The sequence below is a fragment of the Delftia sp. WSY_16 genome (assembly GCF_043104415.1).
GTDB classification, from domain to species: Bacteria; Pseudomonadota; Gammaproteobacteria; order Burkholderiales; family Burkholderiaceae_C; genus Comamonas; species Comamonas tsuruhatensis.
Genome location: NZ_JBICKS010000022.1, coordinates 77,671 through 94,508, shown reverse-complemented (window position 1 = coordinate 94,508; position 16,838 = coordinate 77,671). Strand labels below are relative to the sequence as shown.

Annotated in this window: 18 protein-coding genes; 3 read left to right on the top strand and 15 right to left on the bottom strand. The window is 65.8% G+C overall.

All coding sequences use genetic code 11. The annotated features are described in order from the left end of the window. The first annotated feature begins 392 nt into the window (after positions 1–392). Complete coding sequence (locus tag ACF8O7_RS13660; RefSeq protein WP_126312977.1) at positions 393–2,270, top strand: ATP-binding cassette domain-containing protein; 1,878 nt, start codon at positions 393–395, stop codon at positions 2,268–2,270. A gap of 75 nt (positions 2,271–2,345) precedes the next feature. Here ACF8O7_RS13660 and ACF8O7_RS13655 read toward each other — a convergent pair whose 3' ends face one another. The 7 genes from ACF8O7_RS13655 to ACF8O7_RS13625 all read right to left on the bottom strand — a co-directional run bounded on the left by ACF8O7_RS13655 (position 2,346) and on the right by ACF8O7_RS13625 (position 8,888). Further along, a complete protein-coding gene (locus ACF8O7_RS13655; RefSeq protein ID WP_017407827.1) occupies positions 2,346–3,479 on the bottom strand; it encodes a chemotaxis response regulator protein-glutamate methylesterase in 1,134 nt (377 codons plus the stop codon). A 15-nt stretch (positions 3,480–3,494) separates the two neighbouring features. Then, a complete protein-coding gene (gene cheD / locus ACF8O7_RS13650) occupies positions 3,495–4,232 on the bottom strand; it encodes a chemoreceptor glutamine deamidase CheD (RefSeq protein ID WP_016449335.1) in 738 nt (245 codons plus the stop codon). A gap of 33 nt (positions 4,233–4,265) precedes the next feature. Then, a complete protein-coding gene (locus ACF8O7_RS13645) occupies positions 4,266–5,156 on the bottom strand; it encodes a CheR family methyltransferase (protein WP_016449334.1) in 891 nt (296 codons plus the stop codon). Positions 5,157–5,182: 26 nt separating this feature from the next. Further along, entirely contained in the window at positions 5,183–5,668 is a 486-nt protein-coding gene (locus ACF8O7_RS13640) for a chemotaxis protein CheW (RefSeq protein ID WP_016449333.1), read from the bottom strand. Positions 5,669–5,782: 114 nt separating this feature from the next. Next, positions 5,783–7,987 carry a chemotaxis protein CheW gene (locus ACF8O7_RS13635; protein WP_047327038.1) on the bottom strand — a complete coding sequence of 735 codons (2,205 nt, stop codon included), beginning with the start codon at positions 7,985–7,987 and terminating at the stop codon, positions 5,783–5,785. Positions 7,988–8,026: 39 nt separating this feature from the next. Further along, the gene (locus ACF8O7_RS13630; protein ID WP_016449331.1) at positions 8,027–8,389 is read right to left on the bottom strand and encodes a response regulator; all 363 of its coding nucleotides are present in this window, start codon (positions 8,387–8,389) and stop codon (positions 8,027–8,029) included. Between the two features lie 52 nt (positions 8,390–8,441). After that, the gene (locus tag ACF8O7_RS13625; protein WP_016449330.1) at positions 8,442–8,888 is read right to left on the bottom strand and encodes a hypothetical protein; all 447 of its coding nucleotides are present in this window, start codon (positions 8,886–8,888) and stop codon (positions 8,442–8,444) included. A 119-nt stretch (positions 8,889–9,007) separates the two neighbouring features. Between ACF8O7_RS13625 and ACF8O7_RS13620 the strand changes: the two genes are divergently transcribed. Continuing rightward, positions 9,008–10,156 (top strand): response regulator, encoded by a 1,149-nt coding sequence (locus tag ACF8O7_RS13620; RefSeq protein WP_016449329.1) that lies wholly within the window; start codon positions 9,008–9,010, stop codon positions 10,154–10,156. Between the two features lie 39 nt (positions 10,157–10,195). Beyond that, positions 10,196–10,825, top strand: a complete 630-nt coding sequence (locus ACF8O7_RS13615) for a response regulator transcription factor (protein WP_016449328.1) — start codon at positions 10,196–10,198, stop codon at positions 10,823–10,825. Positions 10,826–10,873: 48 nt separating this feature from the next. Here ACF8O7_RS13615 and fliR read toward each other — a convergent pair whose 3' ends face one another. The 8 genes from fliR to ACF8O7_RS13575 form a co-directional block, all read right to left on the bottom strand. Further along, complete coding sequence (gene fliR / locus ACF8O7_RS13610; protein WP_012202582.1) at positions 10,874–11,644, bottom strand: flagellar biosynthetic protein FliR; 771 nt, start codon at positions 11,642–11,644, stop codon at positions 10,874–10,876. A gap of 29 nt (positions 11,645–11,673) precedes the next feature. Then, the gene (gene fliQ / locus ACF8O7_RS13605; RefSeq protein WP_012202581.1) at positions 11,674–11,943 is read right to left on the bottom strand and encodes a flagellar biosynthesis protein FliQ; all 270 of its coding nucleotides are present in this window, start codon (positions 11,941–11,943) and stop codon (positions 11,674–11,676) included. 24 nt (positions 11,944–11,967) lie between these two features. After that, positions 11,968–12,753, bottom strand: coding sequence for a flagellar type III secretion system pore protein FliP (gene fliP, locus ACF8O7_RS13600; RefSeq protein ID WP_016449327.1), 786 nt, complete (start codon positions 12,751–12,753; stop codon positions 11,968–11,970). Next, positions 12,746–13,081: a flagellar biosynthetic protein FliO gene (locus tag ACF8O7_RS13595; RefSeq protein ID WP_012202579.1), complete on the bottom strand. Its 336-nt coding sequence runs from the start codon at positions 13,079–13,081 to the stop codon at positions 12,746–12,748. Before ACF8O7_RS13595 ends, fliP begins: the two co-directional genes overlap by 8 nt. Before the next feature lie 10 nt (positions 13,082–13,091). Next, positions 13,092–13,523, bottom strand: coding sequence for a flagellar motor switch protein FliN (gene fliN / locus ACF8O7_RS13590; RefSeq protein WP_016449326.1), 432 nt, complete (start codon positions 13,521–13,523; stop codon positions 13,092–13,094). Beyond that, the gene (fliM, locus tag ACF8O7_RS13585; RefSeq protein ID WP_016449325.1) at positions 13,513–14,517 is read right to left on the bottom strand and encodes a flagellar motor switch protein FliM; all 1,005 of its coding nucleotides are present in this window, start codon (positions 14,515–14,517) and stop codon (positions 13,513–13,515) included. The genes fliN and fliM overlap by 11 nt, the downstream gene beginning before the upstream one ends. An 18-nt stretch (positions 14,518–14,535) precedes the next feature. Continuing rightward, on the bottom strand, positions 14,536–15,108 hold the full coding sequence (gene fliL, locus ACF8O7_RS13580; protein ID WP_016449324.1) for a flagellar basal body-associated protein FliL: 573 nt from the start codon (positions 15,106–15,108) through the stop codon (positions 14,536–14,538). A 254-nt stretch (positions 15,109–15,362) separates the two neighbouring features. Beyond that, positions 15,363–16,838 (bottom strand): flagellar hook-length control protein FliK, encoded by a 1,476-nt coding sequence (locus tag ACF8O7_RS13575; protein WP_074923324.1) that lies wholly within the window; start codon positions 16,836–16,838, stop codon positions 15,363–15,365.

The following is a 16,838-nucleotide window of genomic DNA, read 5'->3' as shown; positions in this document are numbered from 1 at the left end:
TTCTTTGCTTCTGACTTGCTGCGATCAGCGAAGCCTTGAATTCTAGCACAGTTTTTAGCGCCGTTGCAATCAAATTTCTTCGATTTTCTCAACACCAGCGATCTGCATCGCTCTCTTCAGCAGAGCCTTGCATTTTAGCACGTTTTTTCGTGCTGTCTACAAGACTTTTCTGACTCATCGCTGTCTGCAAGGCAGTGTGGCGACGAGGGATCGAACTATAGCATGGGTTTTTACCGATGGCGTGAAATTCGTGAACTTCCTTGCAGACCAGTGAAGAAGCCACCGCCCCGCCCTCTGAAACCCGCCCGGAGCCTGCCCTGCGGGCAGGCTCCGGGCGCGGAGGCCTTGCTGCCTGCACCAGGAATCGGGCCCGCATAGATAATGCGCGCACGATGGCATTGATTACTTTGTTAGACGCCCAACTGGCGTTCGGGCATGTGGCGCTTCTCGACCACGCCCAGTTTTCCCTGGAGAGCGGCGAGCGTGTGGGCCTGATCGGTCGCAACGGCGCAGGGAAGTCCTCTTTGTTGAAGATTCTTGGCGGGCTGGCCAAGGCAGACGACGGGCAGGTCCAGACACAGTCCGGTATCCGCATTACTTATGTGGCGCAGGAGCCGGTGCTTGTGCCCGAGCAGACAATCTTCGAGTCGGCATCCGACGGCATAGCCGAGGTGATTGCCGTGCGCGACCGCTACCTGGCTGGCGCCGAGGGCGAGGATCTCGATGCGCTGCAGTCCCAGATCGAGGCCTATGACGCCTGGAACTGGGAGCAGCGCGTGGAGGAGACTCTGCAGCGGCTGCACCTCGATCCCGAAGCCGTGGTGGGCACCCTGTCCGGCGGGATGAAGAAGCGCGTGGCACTGGCCCAGGCCCTGGTGGCGAGACCTGATGTACTGCTGCTGGATGAGCCGACCAACCACCTGGATCTTGACGCCATCGAGTGGCTGGAAGAGTTGCTGCTGAACTTCAAGGGCAGCGTGGTGACCATTACGCACGATCGATCCTTCCTGGACCGGGTTTCCACACGCATCGTGGAGCTGGATCGTGGAACGCTGCGCTCGTATCCCGGCAATTTCGTCCAGTACCAGCAGACCAAGGAGGATCAGCTGGCCCAGGAGGCCGTGATCAATGCCAAGGCCGACAAGCTGCTGGCCCAGGAAGAGGTCTGGATCCGCAAGGGCGTGGAAGCCCGCCGCACGCGCAGCCAGAGCCGCATCGGCCGGCTTGAGCAGTTGCGGGCCAACCGCGCTGCCCGCCGCGAGGTGCTGGGTGGCGTGAAGATGGACATTGCGTCGGGCCGAGGCGACGGCTACCAGGGCAAGATCGTGGCCGAGCTGACGGATGTGGCCAAGTCCTTTGGCGACAAGAACATCGTCTCCCACTTCACCGCCACCATTTTGCGCGGAGACAAGGTGGGCCTGATCGGCCCCAACGGCGCAGGCAAGACGACGCTGCTCAAGATGATTCTGGGCGAACTGGCACCTGACAGCGGCCAGGTGCGGCTGGGGGCGAATCTGCAGGTGGCGTACTTCGACCAGATGCGTCACCAGATCGACATGGATGCCACGCTGGAGGACTTCATCAGCCCCGGCAGCGAGTGGATCGAGATCGGCAGCCAGAAAAAGCACGTGAAGAGCTATCTGTCGGATTTCCTGTTCTCCCCGGCGCGCGCCCATTCCCCCGTTCGCTCGCTGTCTGGCGGGGAGCGCAACCGCCTGCTGCTGGCCCGGCTGTTTGCCCGGCCCGCGAATGTGCTGGTGCTGGACGAGCCGACCAACGATCTCGATATCGAGACGCTGGAAATGCTGGAAGACCTGCTGCAGAACTACGACGGCACCGTTTTTCTGGTCAGCCATGACCGCAGTTTCCTGGACAACGTGGTCACCAGCACCATCGCCTGGGAAGGCCCGGGCCAATGGCGCGAATATGAAGGCGGCGTGCAGGACTGGCTGGATCAGTCCCGCCGCAGCCGCGATCTGGCCGAGGCCGCGCAGCCCAAGCCATCCAAGGAAGAGGCCAAGCCCGTTGCGGCACGCAGCGACGGCAAGCCCAAGCGCAAGCTCAGCTACAAGGAGCAGCGTGAGCTCGATCAGTTGCCCGAAAGCATTGCAGCGCTGGAGGCAGAGCAGAAGTCCATTCGGGAAGCCTTGGCCGATGGTTCGCTGTATGCCAGCGACAATTCCCGCGCCGTTCAGTTGCATCAGCGCGATGGCGAGATCGATGAGCAGCTGATGGAGGCGCTGGAGCGCTGGAGCGCACTGTCGGAGTGAGCTTTCTTCGGACGAAAAAAAAGAGCGCCTGGCGCTCTTTTTTTTCATGGGTGCCGCCAGGACCGGCCGTTGCACTCAAATGCGGTGGTGAACCTGGTCCGAACCTATGCGCAGCTTGCCCAGCAAGGCGGAGGCGATCTGGTTGAGGGGCAGCACCTCGTCGGCCGCACCATGGGCGATGGCCTCGCGCGGCATGCCGAAGACGATGCAGCTGGCTTCGTCCTGCACGAAGTTGTAGCTGCCCGCATCGCGCATTTCACGCATGGCGACCGCGCCATCGGCACCCATGCCGGTGAGCATGATGCCGTAGGCGTTGCGGCCCGCACAGGCCGCCACCGACTTGAAAAGCACCTCGACCGAAGGCTTGTGGCGATTCACGGGCGGGCTGTCATCCACCACGGCGACATAGTTGGCACCGCTGCGCTGCACGGAGAAATGCTTGCCGCCCGGTGCGATGTAGGCGTGGCCGGGCAGCAGCCGCTCGCCCTGCTGTGCTTCCTTCACGGTCATCTGGCACAGGCTGTTGAGCCGGGCCGCGAAGCTGGTGGTGAAGCCCGGCGGCATGTGCTGGGTGATGACGATGGCCGGGCAGTCGGCCGGCAGATGGGTAAGCACTTCACGGATGGCCTCGGTGCCGCCGGTGGAGGCACCGATGGCAATCAGCTTTTCCGTGGACAGCCGCCCCAGCAGCGACGCCGGTGCAGCCTGGCGCGGCGCGCTCATGCCCGCCGAAGCGGAGACCGGCGCCAACGCGCTGCCGGTGGCGGGAGCCGCACTGCGCGGAGCGACCGGCAGGCGCCGGACCTGGGCCACGGCAGCAACGCGGATCTTGTCCACGATCTGCGCGGCCAGCTCCTGCAGGCCGTTGGACACGCCCACGCGCGGCTTGGCCACGAAGTCGATGGCGCCCAGCTCCAGCGCGCGCATGGTGACCTCGGCGCCGCGCTCGGTCAGCGTGGAGATCATGACCACCGGCATGGGGCGCAGCCGCATGAGCCGGCCCAGGAAGTCGATGCCATCCATGCGGGGCATTTCCACATCGAGCGTGATCACGTCGGGATTCATCTCGCGGATCATCTCGCGTGCGATCAGCGGATCGTTGGCCGAGCCGATGCATTCCATGTCGTGCTGGCGATTGATGATCTCGGACAGCAGACTGCGCACCAGCGCAGAGTCGTCCACCACGATCACCCTGATTTTCCTGTCCATTCCTTTGAACCTTCCTCAAAACAGGTCGACCGAGCCGCCTGCCGTATTGCGTGCCACGACGGCTGCATTGCCGCGCGTGAATTCCTGCTGTACCAGCTCCTCCGGATGGGCGTGTGCCAGGCGCTTGACCATGGCCTTGCCGCTGGCGGGGAAGAACACCACCTTGCGCGGGTAGATGTCCAGCACATCCTCCGAGACGATGGGGATGCGTTCAGTCTGCAGGTACTGCGTGACGAAGGCGGTATTGCGTTCGCCCACGTTCATGGTGGTGAAGTTGTGCATCACCTGCCCGCCGCCGAAGATCTTGGCCTGCAAAGACTCGCGCCGTGCGCCGAGCTTGAGCATTTCGTTGATCAGCAATTCCATGGCGTACGAGCCGTAGCGGCCCGACGCATCGGCGGAGTCGCCGTCGGGCAGCATGAAATGGTTCATGCCGCCCACGCGCATGGTGCGGTCCCAGATGCAGGCCGAGATGCACGAGCCCAGCACGGTGACCAGGATCACGTCCTCGTTGGAGACGAAGTATTCGCCCGGCAGCACCTTGACGGCGTTGTGCTGGAAATGCGGGTCGTAGTAGAAGAACGACGCCTCGCCGGGGTAGCGCTGCTGGCGCTTGAGCTGCTCCAGCGAGGAGCGCGGCACCGGGTCGCCCGGCGCCGGGTAGTCCGCAGCGGTATAGCTGTTGATGCGCGGCGTGCGGCGGCGCTCCGAAGGCGGCGGGGGCGGTGCGAAGGCGGAGCGGTCCCCGATCATGGGAAGACCCCCTTGTGTGCGGCAGGACCTGCGTCAGCGGCGCTCATAGACCGTCTTCCCCTTGAGCGTGAACAGATCGCGCGAGTCGCTGAAGTTCTCGGCATGTCCGACGAACAGCAGGCCCCCGGGCTTCATGACGCGGTGGATGCGCTCCAGCACGCGGCGCTGCGTGGCCGCATCGAAGTAGATCATCACGTTGCGGCAGAAGACCACGTCGAAGGGATCGCGGAACGGCCAATCGTCACGGATCAGATTGACGTTGAGAAACTCCACCAGGCGGCGCAGCTCGGGCTTGACGCGCACCAGGCCCGCATTGCCGGCCTTGCCCCGCAGGAAGAAGCGGTGCAGGCGCTCGGCGCTCATGCCCTTGATGCTTTCGGCGCGATAGACACCGGCCGACGCCGTGTCCAGCACACGCGAGTCGATGTCGCTGGCCTGCAACTGGAAGCTGGGCGTGGCGCCCAGCACCTCCAGGGCCGTCATGACGATGGAGTAAGGCTCTTCCCCGGTCGAGGCCGCGTTGCACCAGACCTTCCAGGCCGTGCCGGCCGGCTTGCTGCGCAGATGCTGGGCAAAGATCTCGAAATGGTGCTGCTCGCGAAAGAACGCGGTGAGATTGGTGGTCAGTGCGTTCACGAACTCCTGCCACTCCACGCCATCGGACTGGGACTCCAGCCAGTCCAGGTAGGTGGCAAAGCTGTCGTAGCCCGTCTCGCGCAGGCGCCGCGACAGGCGGCTGTAGACCATGGCGTGCTTGCCATCGTGCAGGCTGATGCCGGCACGCTGGTAGATCAGCGCCTGCACGCGGGCGAAGTCCCGCGACGACCATTCGAATTCGCGCCCCTGGGCCAGGGGCCCGTTGGCTGCCCCGTCGTCGGCGACGGGGCGCGCGGCCAGTGCCGCATTGGAAGAACCGGATCGCATGAGGGCGCTCAGTGCAAGAACGGGTCTCAGTCGGCCGAAGCGACCAGGCCCATGTCCACGTTGTTCATGAGCTTTTCGATGTCCAGCAGGATGAGCATGCGCTCGCCCACCGAACCCAGGCCCAGGATGCAGCCGCTGTCGATGGCGCTTTCGATGTCCGGCGCGGGGCGCACGGCTTCGGGAGCCAGCTCCATCACGTCGCTGACCGAGTCCACCACGATGCCCACCACGCGGTTGCGCAGGTTCAGGATGATGACGACGGTGAAGCTGTTGTATTCGACCTGGGAGCAGTTGAACTTCAGGCGCATGTCCACGATGGGCACGATGGTGCCGCGCAGATTCACCACGCCCTTGATGAACTCCGGCGCATTGGCGATGCGCGTGGGCGGCTCGTAGCCGCGGATTTCCTGCACCTTCAGAATGTCGATGCCGTATTCCTCCTGGTCCAGGCGGAAGGTCAGGTACTCGCGCGCGCCGGTGGCGACGCCTGCAGTCTTAGCGATCACGCTCATTGCTCAGCTCCTCAACTGTCGGGCCCGCGCCGTGGTGGCGAAAGCCATGGTTTTTGGCGGCGCGCAGGCTCTGCCTGCGGCTCCGTCGTTTGTCGTCAGGTATCCCTGTCCCATTCAGTGGCGCGCGCGGCGCACCAGCGCACCCGTGTCCAGAATCAGCGCCACCGTGCCATCGCCCAGGATGGTGGCGCCCGAAACGTTGGGCACCTTGCGATAGTTCGATTCCAGGTTCTTGACCACCACCTGGTGCTGGCCCAGCAGCTCGTCGACCAGCAGGGCCACGCGGCTGCCGTCGGACTCGACCACCACCATGATGTTGCTGGACTGGCTGGTGTCGCTGCGCGGCACACGGAAGGTCTTTTCCAGCGCGAACACGGGCATGTACTCGTCACGCACCTTGACCAGTTGCGTGCCGTTGGCCACGGTGTTGACGTCCTCTTCCTTGACCAGGAAGGACTCGACCACCGAGGACAGCGGCAGGATGTAGACCTCGTCGCTGACGCCCACCGACATGCCGTCCATGATGGCCAGGGTCAGCGGCAGGCGAACGGCCACGCGCATGCCCTTGCCCTGGTTGGACTCGATCTCCACCGAGCCGCCCAGCGCCGCGATGTTGCGCTTGACCACGTCCATGCCCACGCCGCGCCCGGACACGTCGGTCACCACATCGGCCGTGGAGAAGCCCGGCGCGAAGATCAGCTGCCAGACATCCTGATCGGGCATGCTGTCCGAGACATCCATGCCGCGCTCGCGGGCCTTCTTGAGAATCTTCTCGCGGTTCATGCCGCGGCCGTCGTCGCGCACCTCGATGACGATGGAGCCGCCCTGATGGGAGGCTGCCAGCGTCAGCGTGCCATGCTCGGACTTGCCAGCGGCCAGGCGCTCCTCGGGCATTTCGATGCCGTGGTCCACGCTGTTGCGCACCAGATGGGTCAGCGGGTCGGTGATCTTCTCGACCAGACCCTTGTCCAGTTCGGTGGCTTCGCCCAGCGTGATCAGGTCGATCTTCTTGCCCAGCTTGCCGGCCAGGTCGCGCAGCATGCGCGGGAAGCGGCTGAACACGGTGGACATGGGAATCATGCGGATGGACATCACCGATTCCTGCAGATCGCGCGTATTGCGGTCCAGATCGGCCAGGCCTGCCAGCAGTTGCTGGTAGGCCGATGCATCCAGCCCGTGGCTGTTTTGCGCCAGCATGGCCTGGGTGATGACCAGCTCGCCCACCAGGTTGATGAGCTGATCGACCTTGGCCACCGACACACGGATGCTGGTCGACTCCATCTGCGCCTGCTGCGCCTGGGCAGCCGTCTTGGCAGCAGGCTTGGCCGCGGCACCGGCCGGCTGGATGGCCAGCGCGCCGTCGGCCTGGGGCATGCCGGGTGCACCGTTGAAGAAGCCGTAGGCCTCTTCGGCGGGCGGAATGGCGACCGAGGCCAGGGCGGCGTCGGGATCGTGCGCGGCATGCTCTTCGGCGACGGGGGCTTCGGCCACCTGCACCGCTTCGGTTGCAGGAGCGGCCCCGGCCGCCTCATCGGCTGCCGTGATGCGAACCTGCTCCTTGGCCACGTGGAAGGCGAACAGATCGAGCAGGTCGTCGTCGGTGGACGAGGTCTGCACGGCAAAGAGGCGGCTTTGCGGCTGATCGCAGGCCAGGTCCTCGATGCGGCCCAGGCCGGGAATGTCGCGGAACAGTTCCTTGATGGCCTCGGCCATCTCCAGACGCTCCAGCGGACCGATCAGGATGTGCAGCGAACGGCCGCCACTGGCGGGTGCCGTTCCGACGGCGCCGCCCGATACGGGCGCGGCAGGCGCGGGCGCCTCGACCGGCGCTGCCACGGGAGCAGGCGCCGGTGCCGGTGCAGCGGCCGGGGCGGCTGTTGCAGGCACGGCACTGCGGCCTTCTGCCAGCATCTCGATGCGCGCCACCAGATCCGTGGTGGACAGGGCCTCGCCCTCGTTGCCGGCCTGGTGGCGTGCCAGCAGGCTGCGGCTGGCATCGGCCGACTCCAGCAGCACGTCGACCATTTCAGGAATCGGTGTGATCTCGTGCCGGCGCAGCCGGTCGAGCAGCGACTCCATGCGGTGCGTCAGCTCGGTCACATCGGCAAAGCCGAAGGTGGCCGCGCCGCCCTTGATCGAGTGCGCGCAACGGAAAATGCCGTTGAGCTCCTCGTCGTTGGCCGCCGACAGATCCAGATTCAGCAGCATCTGCTCCATCTGGTCGAGGTTCTCGGCCGCTTCTTCGAAGAAGATTTGATAGAACTGGCTCAGGTCGAAGTCTGCGCCCGCTCCTGCCCCATCCTGGTGTAGATCCGCCATCTTTGGTCCTGCTGTTTCCTGTTGCCCGTACTTATCGGCTCAACGCATTACTTTCTGAATGACTTCGATCAAACGGTTCGGATCGAAGGGCTTGACCAGCCAGCCCGTGGCGCCCGCAGCGCGTCCGGCCTGCTTCATCTGGTCGCTGGATTCGGTGGTGAGAATGAGAATGGGCGTGTTCTGGAACTTCGGGTTTTCGCGCAGCTTGCGCGTCAGGCCGATGCCATCGAGGCGCGGCATGTTCTGGTCGGCCAGCACCAGATCGACTTGTTCGAGCTGGGCCTTTTCGAGCGCATCCACGCCGTCCACGGCCTCCACGACGCGAAATCCCGCTCCTGCGAGGGTGAACGCCACCATCTTTCGCATCGAGGGGGAATCATCAACAGCCAGAATCGATCGCATGTATAGCTCCAACAGACGGGCAATAAAAGGTGGATGGGTGCATGGTCAGCGGTCAGAACAGTTCGACCGAGCCAGCATCCATCTCGCTTTGCGTGACGGGATTGGGCCGGTCGGGTATCGCCGGCAGGCCCAGGGAATCGTCCTCTCCCTCGTCCACACCCATGGTGGCTGCGGCCAACTGGAACGCGCAGCCTTGCAAAATCTTCGTAATATGGGCGATCAGTTGGGAGGACATGTCGTGAAACTGCAACTCGGTCACCGCCAGCCTCAACGTGGACCGGGCGGCATCGAGCTGGGGCAAGGCGGCTAGCGCCTCGCCGGCCAGCTGGCCATGGGTCTCGTCGAAACGGTCCAGCAGGTTCTGCGTTGCGTGATTGAGAAGGCCTTCCAGGCGCTGCAGATCGCGCATCGCCACCAGCAAGGCATCCTGCAGGTCTGCGGCCACCATGACGGGCATGGGGACGGCAGGCTCGCCCGAAGGCTTGTGCATTGACTGCATTGTTACTCCACCACCAGCGTTTCAGCCCAACGTGCGCCGTGCCTTGCAGCACGGCCAACCCTTGTCAATCGTTCACGGGAATGCCGCGCATCCCTTGGTGTACACGACCATTTGCATTTATGTTCCAAAATGTATCTCATGATAGCGCCCCCGGGGATGCCAGACCACCGCACAAGCCCTTGCGCATACTGCACATCGAGGATTCGGCCGCTGACCAGGCGCTGGCGCGGCTGAGCTTGCTGCGCGGCGGGCTGGTCTGCGAGATTGTCGTGGTCGACACGCTCGATGATGCCGCAGCTGCGCTGCACAACCAGGCATTCGACCTCATCCTGGCCGACTACCACCTGCCCGGCTTCACGGCGCTGGATGCCTGGGAGCTGGTTCGCCGCCAGCCCGGGCATCCGCCCTTCGTGCTGCTGTCCGGCGCCATCGGCGAGTCGGCCGCCGTGGATGTGATGCGCGAGGGCATCAGCGACTATCTGCTCAAGGACCACATCACGCGCCTGCCCCATGTGGTCTCGCATGCGCTGGAAGTGCACGAGGCCCGCCTGGCACGCCGGCGCGCGGCGGCCGAACTGGCGGCGTCCGAGCGGCGCTTGGCCGACCTGACCGAGCACCTGCAGACCTCCACCGAGCGCGAGCGCGCCAGCATCGCCCGCGAGATCCACGATGACATCGGCGGCTCGCTGACCTCGGTGAAGTTCGACGTGGCCTGGATCGCGCGCAATGCGCCCGAGGGCGGGCTGCGCGAGCATGCGCTGGCTGCGCTGGAGATGCTGGAGCACGCGCTGGGCGCCAGCCAGCGCATCATGATGAACCTGCGCCCGCCCGTGCTGGACCAGGGACTGGTGGCCGCCGTCCAGTGGCTGGCCGAGAATTTCGAGCGCCGCACGGGCGTGCCCACCCGTGTGCGCAGCAGCCGCGAAAGCATGGACATCGCGCCCGACATCCAGGTCGTGGCCTACCGCACGGCCCAGGAGGCGCTGACCAACGTCGGCAAATATGCCCAGGCGCGCCATGTGGACATCGATCTCTCCGACCGCGAAGGTTTTCTCACGCTGGAGGTGACGGACGACGGCGTGGGCCTGGCCGACGGCGCCCGCGACAAGCCCGAATCCTTCGGCCTGCGCGGTCTGGGCGAGCGCGCGCGCACCGTTCGGGGCTGGCTGGATGTCAGCAGTCAAGCCGGACGCGGAACCTCGGTCATCGTCTCCATTCCGCTGGACGATGGCGGCGCTTGCCCTAATATCCCGGGCAATGAATGCTGAACGCCATGGCGGCGTGACCCTTTTTCCAGGAGGCCGACTTTGATCCACGTGGTGCTGTGCGACGACCATGCGGTGCTGCGCCGGGGCATCCGCGACACCCTGGCCGAGGCAGTGGACATCAGCGTCACCGCAGAAGCAGGCAGCTATGCCGAGCTGCGTGAGCAGCTGCGCACCGCCGCCTGCGACGTGCTGCTGCTGGACATCAACATGCCCGGCCGCAGCGGCCTGGAGGCCCTGGCCAGCGTGCGCGAGACCCATCCGCTGATCAAGGTGCTCATGGTCTCCATGTACCCCGAGGACCAGTACGCGCTGCGCTGCCTCAAGGCGGGCGCCCAGGGATATGCCAACAAGGCGGGCGATCCGATGCTGCTGATCGAGGCCGTGCGCACGGTGGCCACGGGCCGCAAGTACCTGACGTCCGAAGTGGCCCAGATGCTGGCCGACAGCCTGGCCCAGCCCGCACCCCAGGTGCCGCATGAAAGCCTGTCCGAGCGCGAGCTGCAGACGCTGATCAAGATCGCGGCCGGGCAGCGGCTGACCGACATTGCCACCGAGCTGATGCTCAGCCCCAAGACCGTCAGCGTCTACCGGGCGCGCGTGCTGGAAAAACTGCAGATGAGCAGCAACGCCGAACTCACGGCCTACGCCATCCACAACCAGCTGATCTGAGGTTTTTGCGGCCGGCAGAGCGGAAAATCTGTTGTTTTTCACAACTGCTTACATTGAGGTGCCAAACACCGCGATGCCGCGCTGCAGCAAGGCGACCAGGGGCTGCTCGAGCAGCGGCAGCGTGGCCATCAATCCCGTCAGGCCCACGGTGAGCGTGACCGGGAAGCCCACGGCATAGATGTTCATCTGCGGTGCCACGCGCGAAATGATGCCCAGCACCAGGTTCACGAACAGCAGCATGGCGACCATGGGCAGGGCGATCCAGAAGGCGCTGGCAAAGACCGCCGCCCCCATCTCGTGCAGCCGCATCTGGTTGATGGCCTGCAGGAAGCTGCCGTCCACAGGAAACGCCTCGTAACTCTTGAGCACGGCCATCAGCACCAGCAGGTGTCCGTTGATGACGATGAACAGCAGCGTGGAAATCTGGACCATGAAGCGCGCCACGGCGCTGAGCTGGGCATTGGTCGTGGGATCGAAGAAGCTGGCGAAGTTCAGGCCCATCTGCAGGCCGACCACCTCGCCCGCCACCTCCACGGCGGCAAACACCAGGCGCACGGCAAAGCCCACGGCCAGTCCCACGCCGACCTGCTGTATCAGCGTCCCCAGCGCCTGCGGCGAGTTGATGCCGATCACGGGCTGGTCGCCCAGCACGGGCTGCGCGCACACCGCGACCAGGAAGGCCAGGCCGATCTTCAGCCGCATGGGAATGACGCGCTGCGAGAACACGGGAGCCACGGAAAACATGGCCAGCACGCGCAGAAACGGCCAGAGAACTGGCGACAGCCAGGCCACCAGTTGGGCTTCGCTGAAGGTGATCACGGCGGCGTTTCCTGCGCGCGGCGAAGGGCTCAGCCCACCGCCTGCGGAATGGTCTCTATGGTGCGGCGGATGAAATCCACCAGCGTGCTCAGCATCCACGGACCGGCAATGGCAAACACCAGCACGGCGGAGATGAGCTTGGGCACGAAGGCCAGCGTGGCCTCATGCACCTGGGTCACCGCCTGGAAGACACTGACGGCCAGGCCCACGGCCAGCACCACGCCCAGCACGGGCATGGAGATCATGAGCAGCAAGGTCAGTGCCTCGCGGCCGAAGGTGAGCACGTATTGGGAGGTCATGGAAGGATTTCCAATAAAACGGGACTAGACGGCGAAGCTGGCCGCCAGCGATCCGATGAGCAGGTTCCAGCCATCGGCCAGCACGAAGAGCATGAGCTTGAATGGCAGGGCCACCAGCACGGGCGACAGCATCATCATGCCCAGCGACATCAGGATCGAGGACACGACCATGTCGATGACCAGGAAGGGGATGAAGATCATGAAGCCGATCTGGAACGCCGTCTTCAGCTCGCTGGTCACGAAGGCCGGCACCAGCACGCGCAGCGGCGCGGTCTCTGCGGTGACGCCGGCTTCGAGCTTGGCCAGGCGCGCGAACAGCGCAAAGTCCGATTGGCGCGTCTGCTTGAGCATGAAGTCGCGCATGGGCGCCTCGGCCTTTTCAATGGCCTGCTCGAAGGTCGCGGCATTCGTGGTGTAGGGCACATAGGCCTCCTGGTACACGCGGTCCAGGGTGGGTCCCATGACGAACAGCGTCAGGAACAGCGACAGGCCGATGATCACCTGGTTGGGCGGCGCCGACTGCGTGCCCAGCGCCTGGCGCATCAGCGACAGCACGATGACGATGCGGGTGAAGCCCGTCATCATCAAAAGGATGGCCGGCAGGAACGACAGCGCCGTGAAGAACAGCAGGGTCTGGATGGGCACCGAAAAACTGGTGCCACCGCTGCCCTGGCCGATGACCAGCGGCAGGCTGGCGGGCGCGCCCTGCGCCCAGGAGGCCAGGGGCGTGGCGCAGCACAGCGCCAGCGCTGCGGCGCCGGCGGCCTGGCTCAGCGTGCGCGCCGGGCGCTTGCAGGAATATTCAGACATTCGCACCGTCCGCAGGCAGGCTGCGCGCTTGCGCCATCGCAGCCGAAAAATCAGCAGGGGCCGGGGCCTGCAGCACATGCAGGCACTGGATGCTTTGCGCCGTGACGCCCAGCACCAGCCGCACGGTCTGCGCGCCCTCGCCCACTTCCACCGTCACCACCCGCTGCTGCGGACCCACGCCCACGGCGCCCAGCACCCGCGACTGCAGGCCGGCTGCGCCACGCAGCGCAGCCGTGCGCTGCTGAAAGCGGCGCAGCAGCCAGGGCAGAGCAGCCATGGCCGTGACCAGGGCCACGACCGTGAGCAGGGTCGGCCACAGCGGGCCCATGCCGGAGCTCTCAGCCACGGCTGACCCGGCGCAGGCGCTCGGACGGCGTGACCACGTCGGTCAGGCGGATACCGAACTTGTCGTTGACCACCACCACCTCGCCCTGGGCGATCAGGTAGCCGTTGACCAGCACGTCCATGGGCTCGCCGGCCAGTGCGTCGAGTTCGACCACCGAGCCCTGGGCCAGCTGCAGGATGTACTTGATCGGCACCTTGGTGCGGCCCAGTTCCACCGACAGCTGCACCGGGATGTCCAGCACCATGTTGATGTCGTTGACCGGCACGTCGCCGCCACCGGCGTAGGGGCGCACGGGCTCGCCCGTCAGCGGGCCGCCCTGTTCCGCCTCCAGCTTGGCGTCGCGCTCGCGCTGCTCGTCCAATGCCTCTGCCCATCCCGAGAACGGATCGTCGCCAGCGGGCTTTTGCGTGTCTTCAGTTGCCATTGTTTTCTCCCATCCAGCCAGCATCGGCACCGCGCAGGCAGTGCTCGACACGGATTGCATACTTGTCGTTGTGAGTGCCGTACTGGCACTCGAAAATCGGAACGCCGCCGATGGAGGCGCGGATCAGCGGCTCGCGGTCGAGTTCGATGAAATCGCCGGGGCGCATGGCCAGCAGCTGCTCCACCGTGGCGTCGGCGCGCGCCAGTTCGGCCACCAGGGTCACCTCGGCGGCCTGGATTTCGCGCTTGAGCACCTTGACCCAGCGGCGGTCCACTTCAATGGAGTCGCCCTGCGTGGAGGAGTACAGGACATCACGGATGGGCTCCAGCGTCGCATAGGGCATGCAGATGTGGATGGAGCCCGAGATGTCACCGATCTCCAGCTGGAAGGCCGTGGACACGACGATTTCGCTGGGGGTGGCAATGTTGGCGAACTGCGGCTGCATCTCCGAGCGCTGGTAGCCCAGCTCCAGCGGATAGATGCCGTGCCAGGCCTTCTTGTATTCCTCGCAGATCACGTTGACCAGGCGGTTGATCACGCGCTGCTCGGTGTGCGAGAAATCCCGCCCTTCGATGCGTGTCTGCAGCCGGCCCGTGCCGCCGTACAGCGTGTCGATGACGCCGAACACCAGCGAGGGATCGCAGACCACCAGGCCGCTGCCGCGCAGCGGGCGGATGGCGACGATGTTGAAGTTGGTGGGCACCACCAGCTCGCGCAGGAAGGCGCTGTAGCGCTGCACCGACACCGTGCCCACCGACACCTCGGGGCTGCGGCGGATGAAGTTGAACAGGCCGATGCGGAAGTTGCGGGCAAAGCGCTCGTTGACGATCTCCATCGTCGGCATGCGCCCGCGCACGATGCGCTCCTGGCTGGAGATGTCGTACTGGCGGATGATGCCCGCCTCGACCTCCTCGGTCGTGGATTTCTGGCTCTCGCCGGTCACGCCCTCCAAAAGGGCATCGACTTCTTCCTGGGAGAGAAACGAATCGCTCATGGCGCCTTGCCTCCCCGGTTACTGAATGATGAAGCTGGAGAACAGCACGCGGCGCACGGGGTTCTTGCCAGGGGAGCGGCGGCGCTCGCCATCTTCGTCCTCTGCATCCTCGTCGCGGCTGCGCTTCTTGGCCTTGGCCTGGTTGCCGTAGCCCAGCGGTGCAGACACTTCGTTGAGCACGTCGGCAGCCAGGCGTTCCTTGCCGTCGCGCTCCAGCAACTCCTCGGCCGTGCGCTGGGACACCAGCATCAGGATGCCGTTGCGGATGCTGGGCAGGTACTGCTTGACCGTAGTGGCCGTCTTCTCGTCGGCCAGCTCCAGCGTGATGCCGATCTGCACGAAGCGGTCGCCGCCCGGGTCGGACAGATTGACCACCAAGCTGTCCAGCGGCAGGAAGGTGGGAACCGTGACGGCCGCCTTGCTGGAGCCGCCCTCCTCCTCATCGGCATTGCTGTGCCGCTTGGACAGCAGGATGAAGGCAGCGGCCGCGCCTATGGCCAGGACGGCGATGATGACGATCAGCACGATCAGCTTCTTGCCCTTGGCCGGGGCGGGAGCTGCATTGTTGGCGGCATTGGGTGTGGCAGACACTGGAATTCCTCTGGGTGAGCGGGACCGCCACGCGCTCGCGCATCATGCGCGGCGCCATGACGCAGCAGGCCCATGGCAGGAATTATTCGGCGATTGGACCTCGGGCCATGGCCTGAATAAGCGCATGAAACCCCGGTTTCTCGCTGGCTTGATGGCCCCAAAACGCCACAGGCCGGGCAGCTTGTCGCCACCCGGCCTGTTCTGAAAACCCGGAAAACGGCGCATGCGCCGCCCCGCAAGAAGCGCAGGAAGAATCAGACGAACAGATCCACCCCGCCTGCCGCCGCGCGGCCACCAACCTGTGCGGCGCCACTGCCGCCCGTGACGCCGGCGGCATCGACCATGGCGCTCACGCGGCCCTGGCGCGCCTGGGCATCCGCGCCCTGGCGACCCCCCGCCTCGCCATTGCCGGACTGGCCACCCGCGTCCACGCTGACGCCGGCCAGTTGCAGGCCCTGGGCCTGCAGCAGCTCGCGCAGCTGGTCGGCACCGTTGCCCAGCCATTCGCGCGCCTGGGATTCGCTGGCGCCAAAGCGCACATGGGCCTCGTTGCCCTGCAGGCTGACCTGCACCTGGATGGCCTTGCCCTCATGCTCGACAGACAGCGAGGCGTTCTGGCTCTTGTTGTGCACCCAGAAGGCCACCTGCTCGGACACCTGCTGCTCGCGCTCGGTGGAGTTGCCCGGCTGTGCCTGGGCATCGGGCTGGGCCAAGGCTGCGCCATTGTGTCCGGCGGCCTGCTGTCCCAGGGACTGGCCGGCGTGGGCCGCGCCCACGGCGGCTGCAACCCCATGCAATCCGTTGGCGGCAGACTCTGCGGAGCCGGTGCCACCTTCGCGGGCCCGCTCGAACAGGCCGCGCCATTCCGCGGGCCGCACCGCCGCCATGCCGTTGAGCGCAATGCCCGACGCCAGGGCCGCGTCCTGCCGTACGCCGGGCGCCAGCGCCTGGGGTGTGTGCTCATGCGTGGCCTGGGCTGCAGATGCCGTGCGCGCTGCGGCGGCCGTCAGCGCCGTATCGGACTGCACGGCGGCCAGCACATCGGCCGCCTGTGTCTGTGCCTGGGCGCCCTGGCGCGCAGCGGTATCGGCGGGCGTGCCGGCTGCAGCGGCATCCACTGCGCCAGCCAGCGCCGCCGTGTTGGCGTTCGCGGCCAGCGCCGCGCCTGCGGCATCGCCCGCTGCAGGTTGCGGAGCCATGAAGGCGGCATGCGCCACCACGCCCTGCTCCTGGCGCAAGGCCAGCATGGCGGCACTGCCCCGGCCAGACAACCAGTCGCCCGCCACGCCCTGCAGCATGTCGCGGTCGCCCTTGCCATCGAGGTGGGCGGTCTGCCCGACCAGGCTGAGCCAGGGCGCCTGGCCGTTGGCGGCCAGCAGCATGGCATCGGCCTGCGCGGAAGTGGCCATATCGGCCGTCTCCGCCTGGGGCTGCAGCGGCAATTGCGTCTGCAGCAGCCCCTGTGCCAGGCCGGACAGGTCAGCCGGATCCTTCAGGCTGCCCTGAATTGCACCCTTGAGGTTGGCCAGTGCGCCGGCCCCCTCATCGCCGAGGACCTGACCCAGGTCCGGCAGTCCGCCAATGCCATCCATGGCGGCCAGCAGCGAGGAAAAGCCTGCGGCCTGCTCATTGGACGGCGGCTGCGCCGCGCGCGCGGAACGCACGCCCTCCATGGTGCGCTGCATGGCGCTGCGCGCGTCGGCGCGCTGTTCGATCTGGTTGGTGGACAT

What these genes read in the sequence shown, in the direction of transcription:
- fliN (WP_016449326.1), bottom strand. Translation starts at nt 13,523, where the DNA reads ATGGCAACTGAAGACACGCAAAAGCCCGCTGGCGACGATCCGTTCTCG.
- ACF8O7_RS13630 (WP_016449331.1), bottom strand. Translation starts at nt 8,389, where the DNA reads ATGCGATCGATTCTGGCTGTTGATGATTCCCCCTCGATGCGAAAGATG.
- ACF8O7_RS13625 (WP_016449330.1), bottom strand. Translation starts at nt 8,888, where the DNA reads ATGCAGTCAATGCACAAGCCTTCGGGCGAGCCTGCCGTCCCCATGCCC.
- ACF8O7_RS13575 (WP_074923324.1), bottom strand. Translation starts at nt 16,838, where the DNA reads ATGTCCACCAACCAGATCGAACAGCGCGCCGACGCGCGCAGCGCCATG.
- fliP (WP_016449327.1), bottom strand. Translation starts at nt 12,753, where the DNA reads ATGTCTGAATATTCCTGCAAGCGCCCGGCGCGCACGCTGAGCCAGGCC.
- ACF8O7_RS13595 (WP_012202579.1), bottom strand. Translation starts at nt 13,081, where the DNA reads ATGGGCCCGCTGTGGCCGACCCTGCTCACGGTCGTGGCCCTGGTCACG.
- ACF8O7_RS13660 (WP_126312977.1), top strand. Translation starts at nt 393, where the DNA reads ATGGCATTGATTACTTTGTTAGACGCCCAACTGGCGTTCGGGCATGTG.
- fliM (WP_016449325.1), bottom strand. Translation starts at nt 14,517, where the DNA reads ATGAGCGATTCGTTTCTCTCCCAGGAAGAAGTCGATGCCCTTTTGGAG.
- ACF8O7_RS13645 (WP_016449334.1), bottom strand. Translation starts at nt 5,156, where the DNA reads ATGCGATCCGGTTCTTCCAATGCGGCACTGGCCGCGCGCCCCGTCGCC.
- ACF8O7_RS13635 (WP_047327038.1), bottom strand. Translation starts at nt 7,987, where the DNA reads ATGGCGGATCTACACCAGGATGGGGCAGGAGCGGGCGCAGACTTCGAC.
- fliQ (WP_012202581.1), bottom strand. Translation starts at nt 11,943, where the DNA reads ATGACCTCCCAATACGTGCTCACCTTCGGCCGCGAGGCACTGACCTTG.
- ACF8O7_RS13655 (WP_017407827.1), bottom strand. Translation starts at nt 3,479, where the DNA reads ATGGACAGGAAAATCAGGGTGATCGTGGTGGACGACTCTGCGCTGGTG.
- cheD (WP_016449335.1), bottom strand. Translation starts at nt 4,232, where the DNA reads ATGATCGGGGACCGCTCCGCCTTCGCACCGCCCCCGCCGCCTTCGGAG.
- ACF8O7_RS13640 (WP_016449333.1), bottom strand. Translation starts at nt 5,668, where the DNA reads ATGAGCGTGATCGCTAAGACTGCAGGCGTCGCCACCGGCGCGCGCGAG.
- ACF8O7_RS13620 (WP_016449329.1), top strand. Translation starts at nt 9,008, where the DNA reads ATGTTCCAAAATGTATCTCATGATAGCGCCCCCGGGGATGCCAGACCA.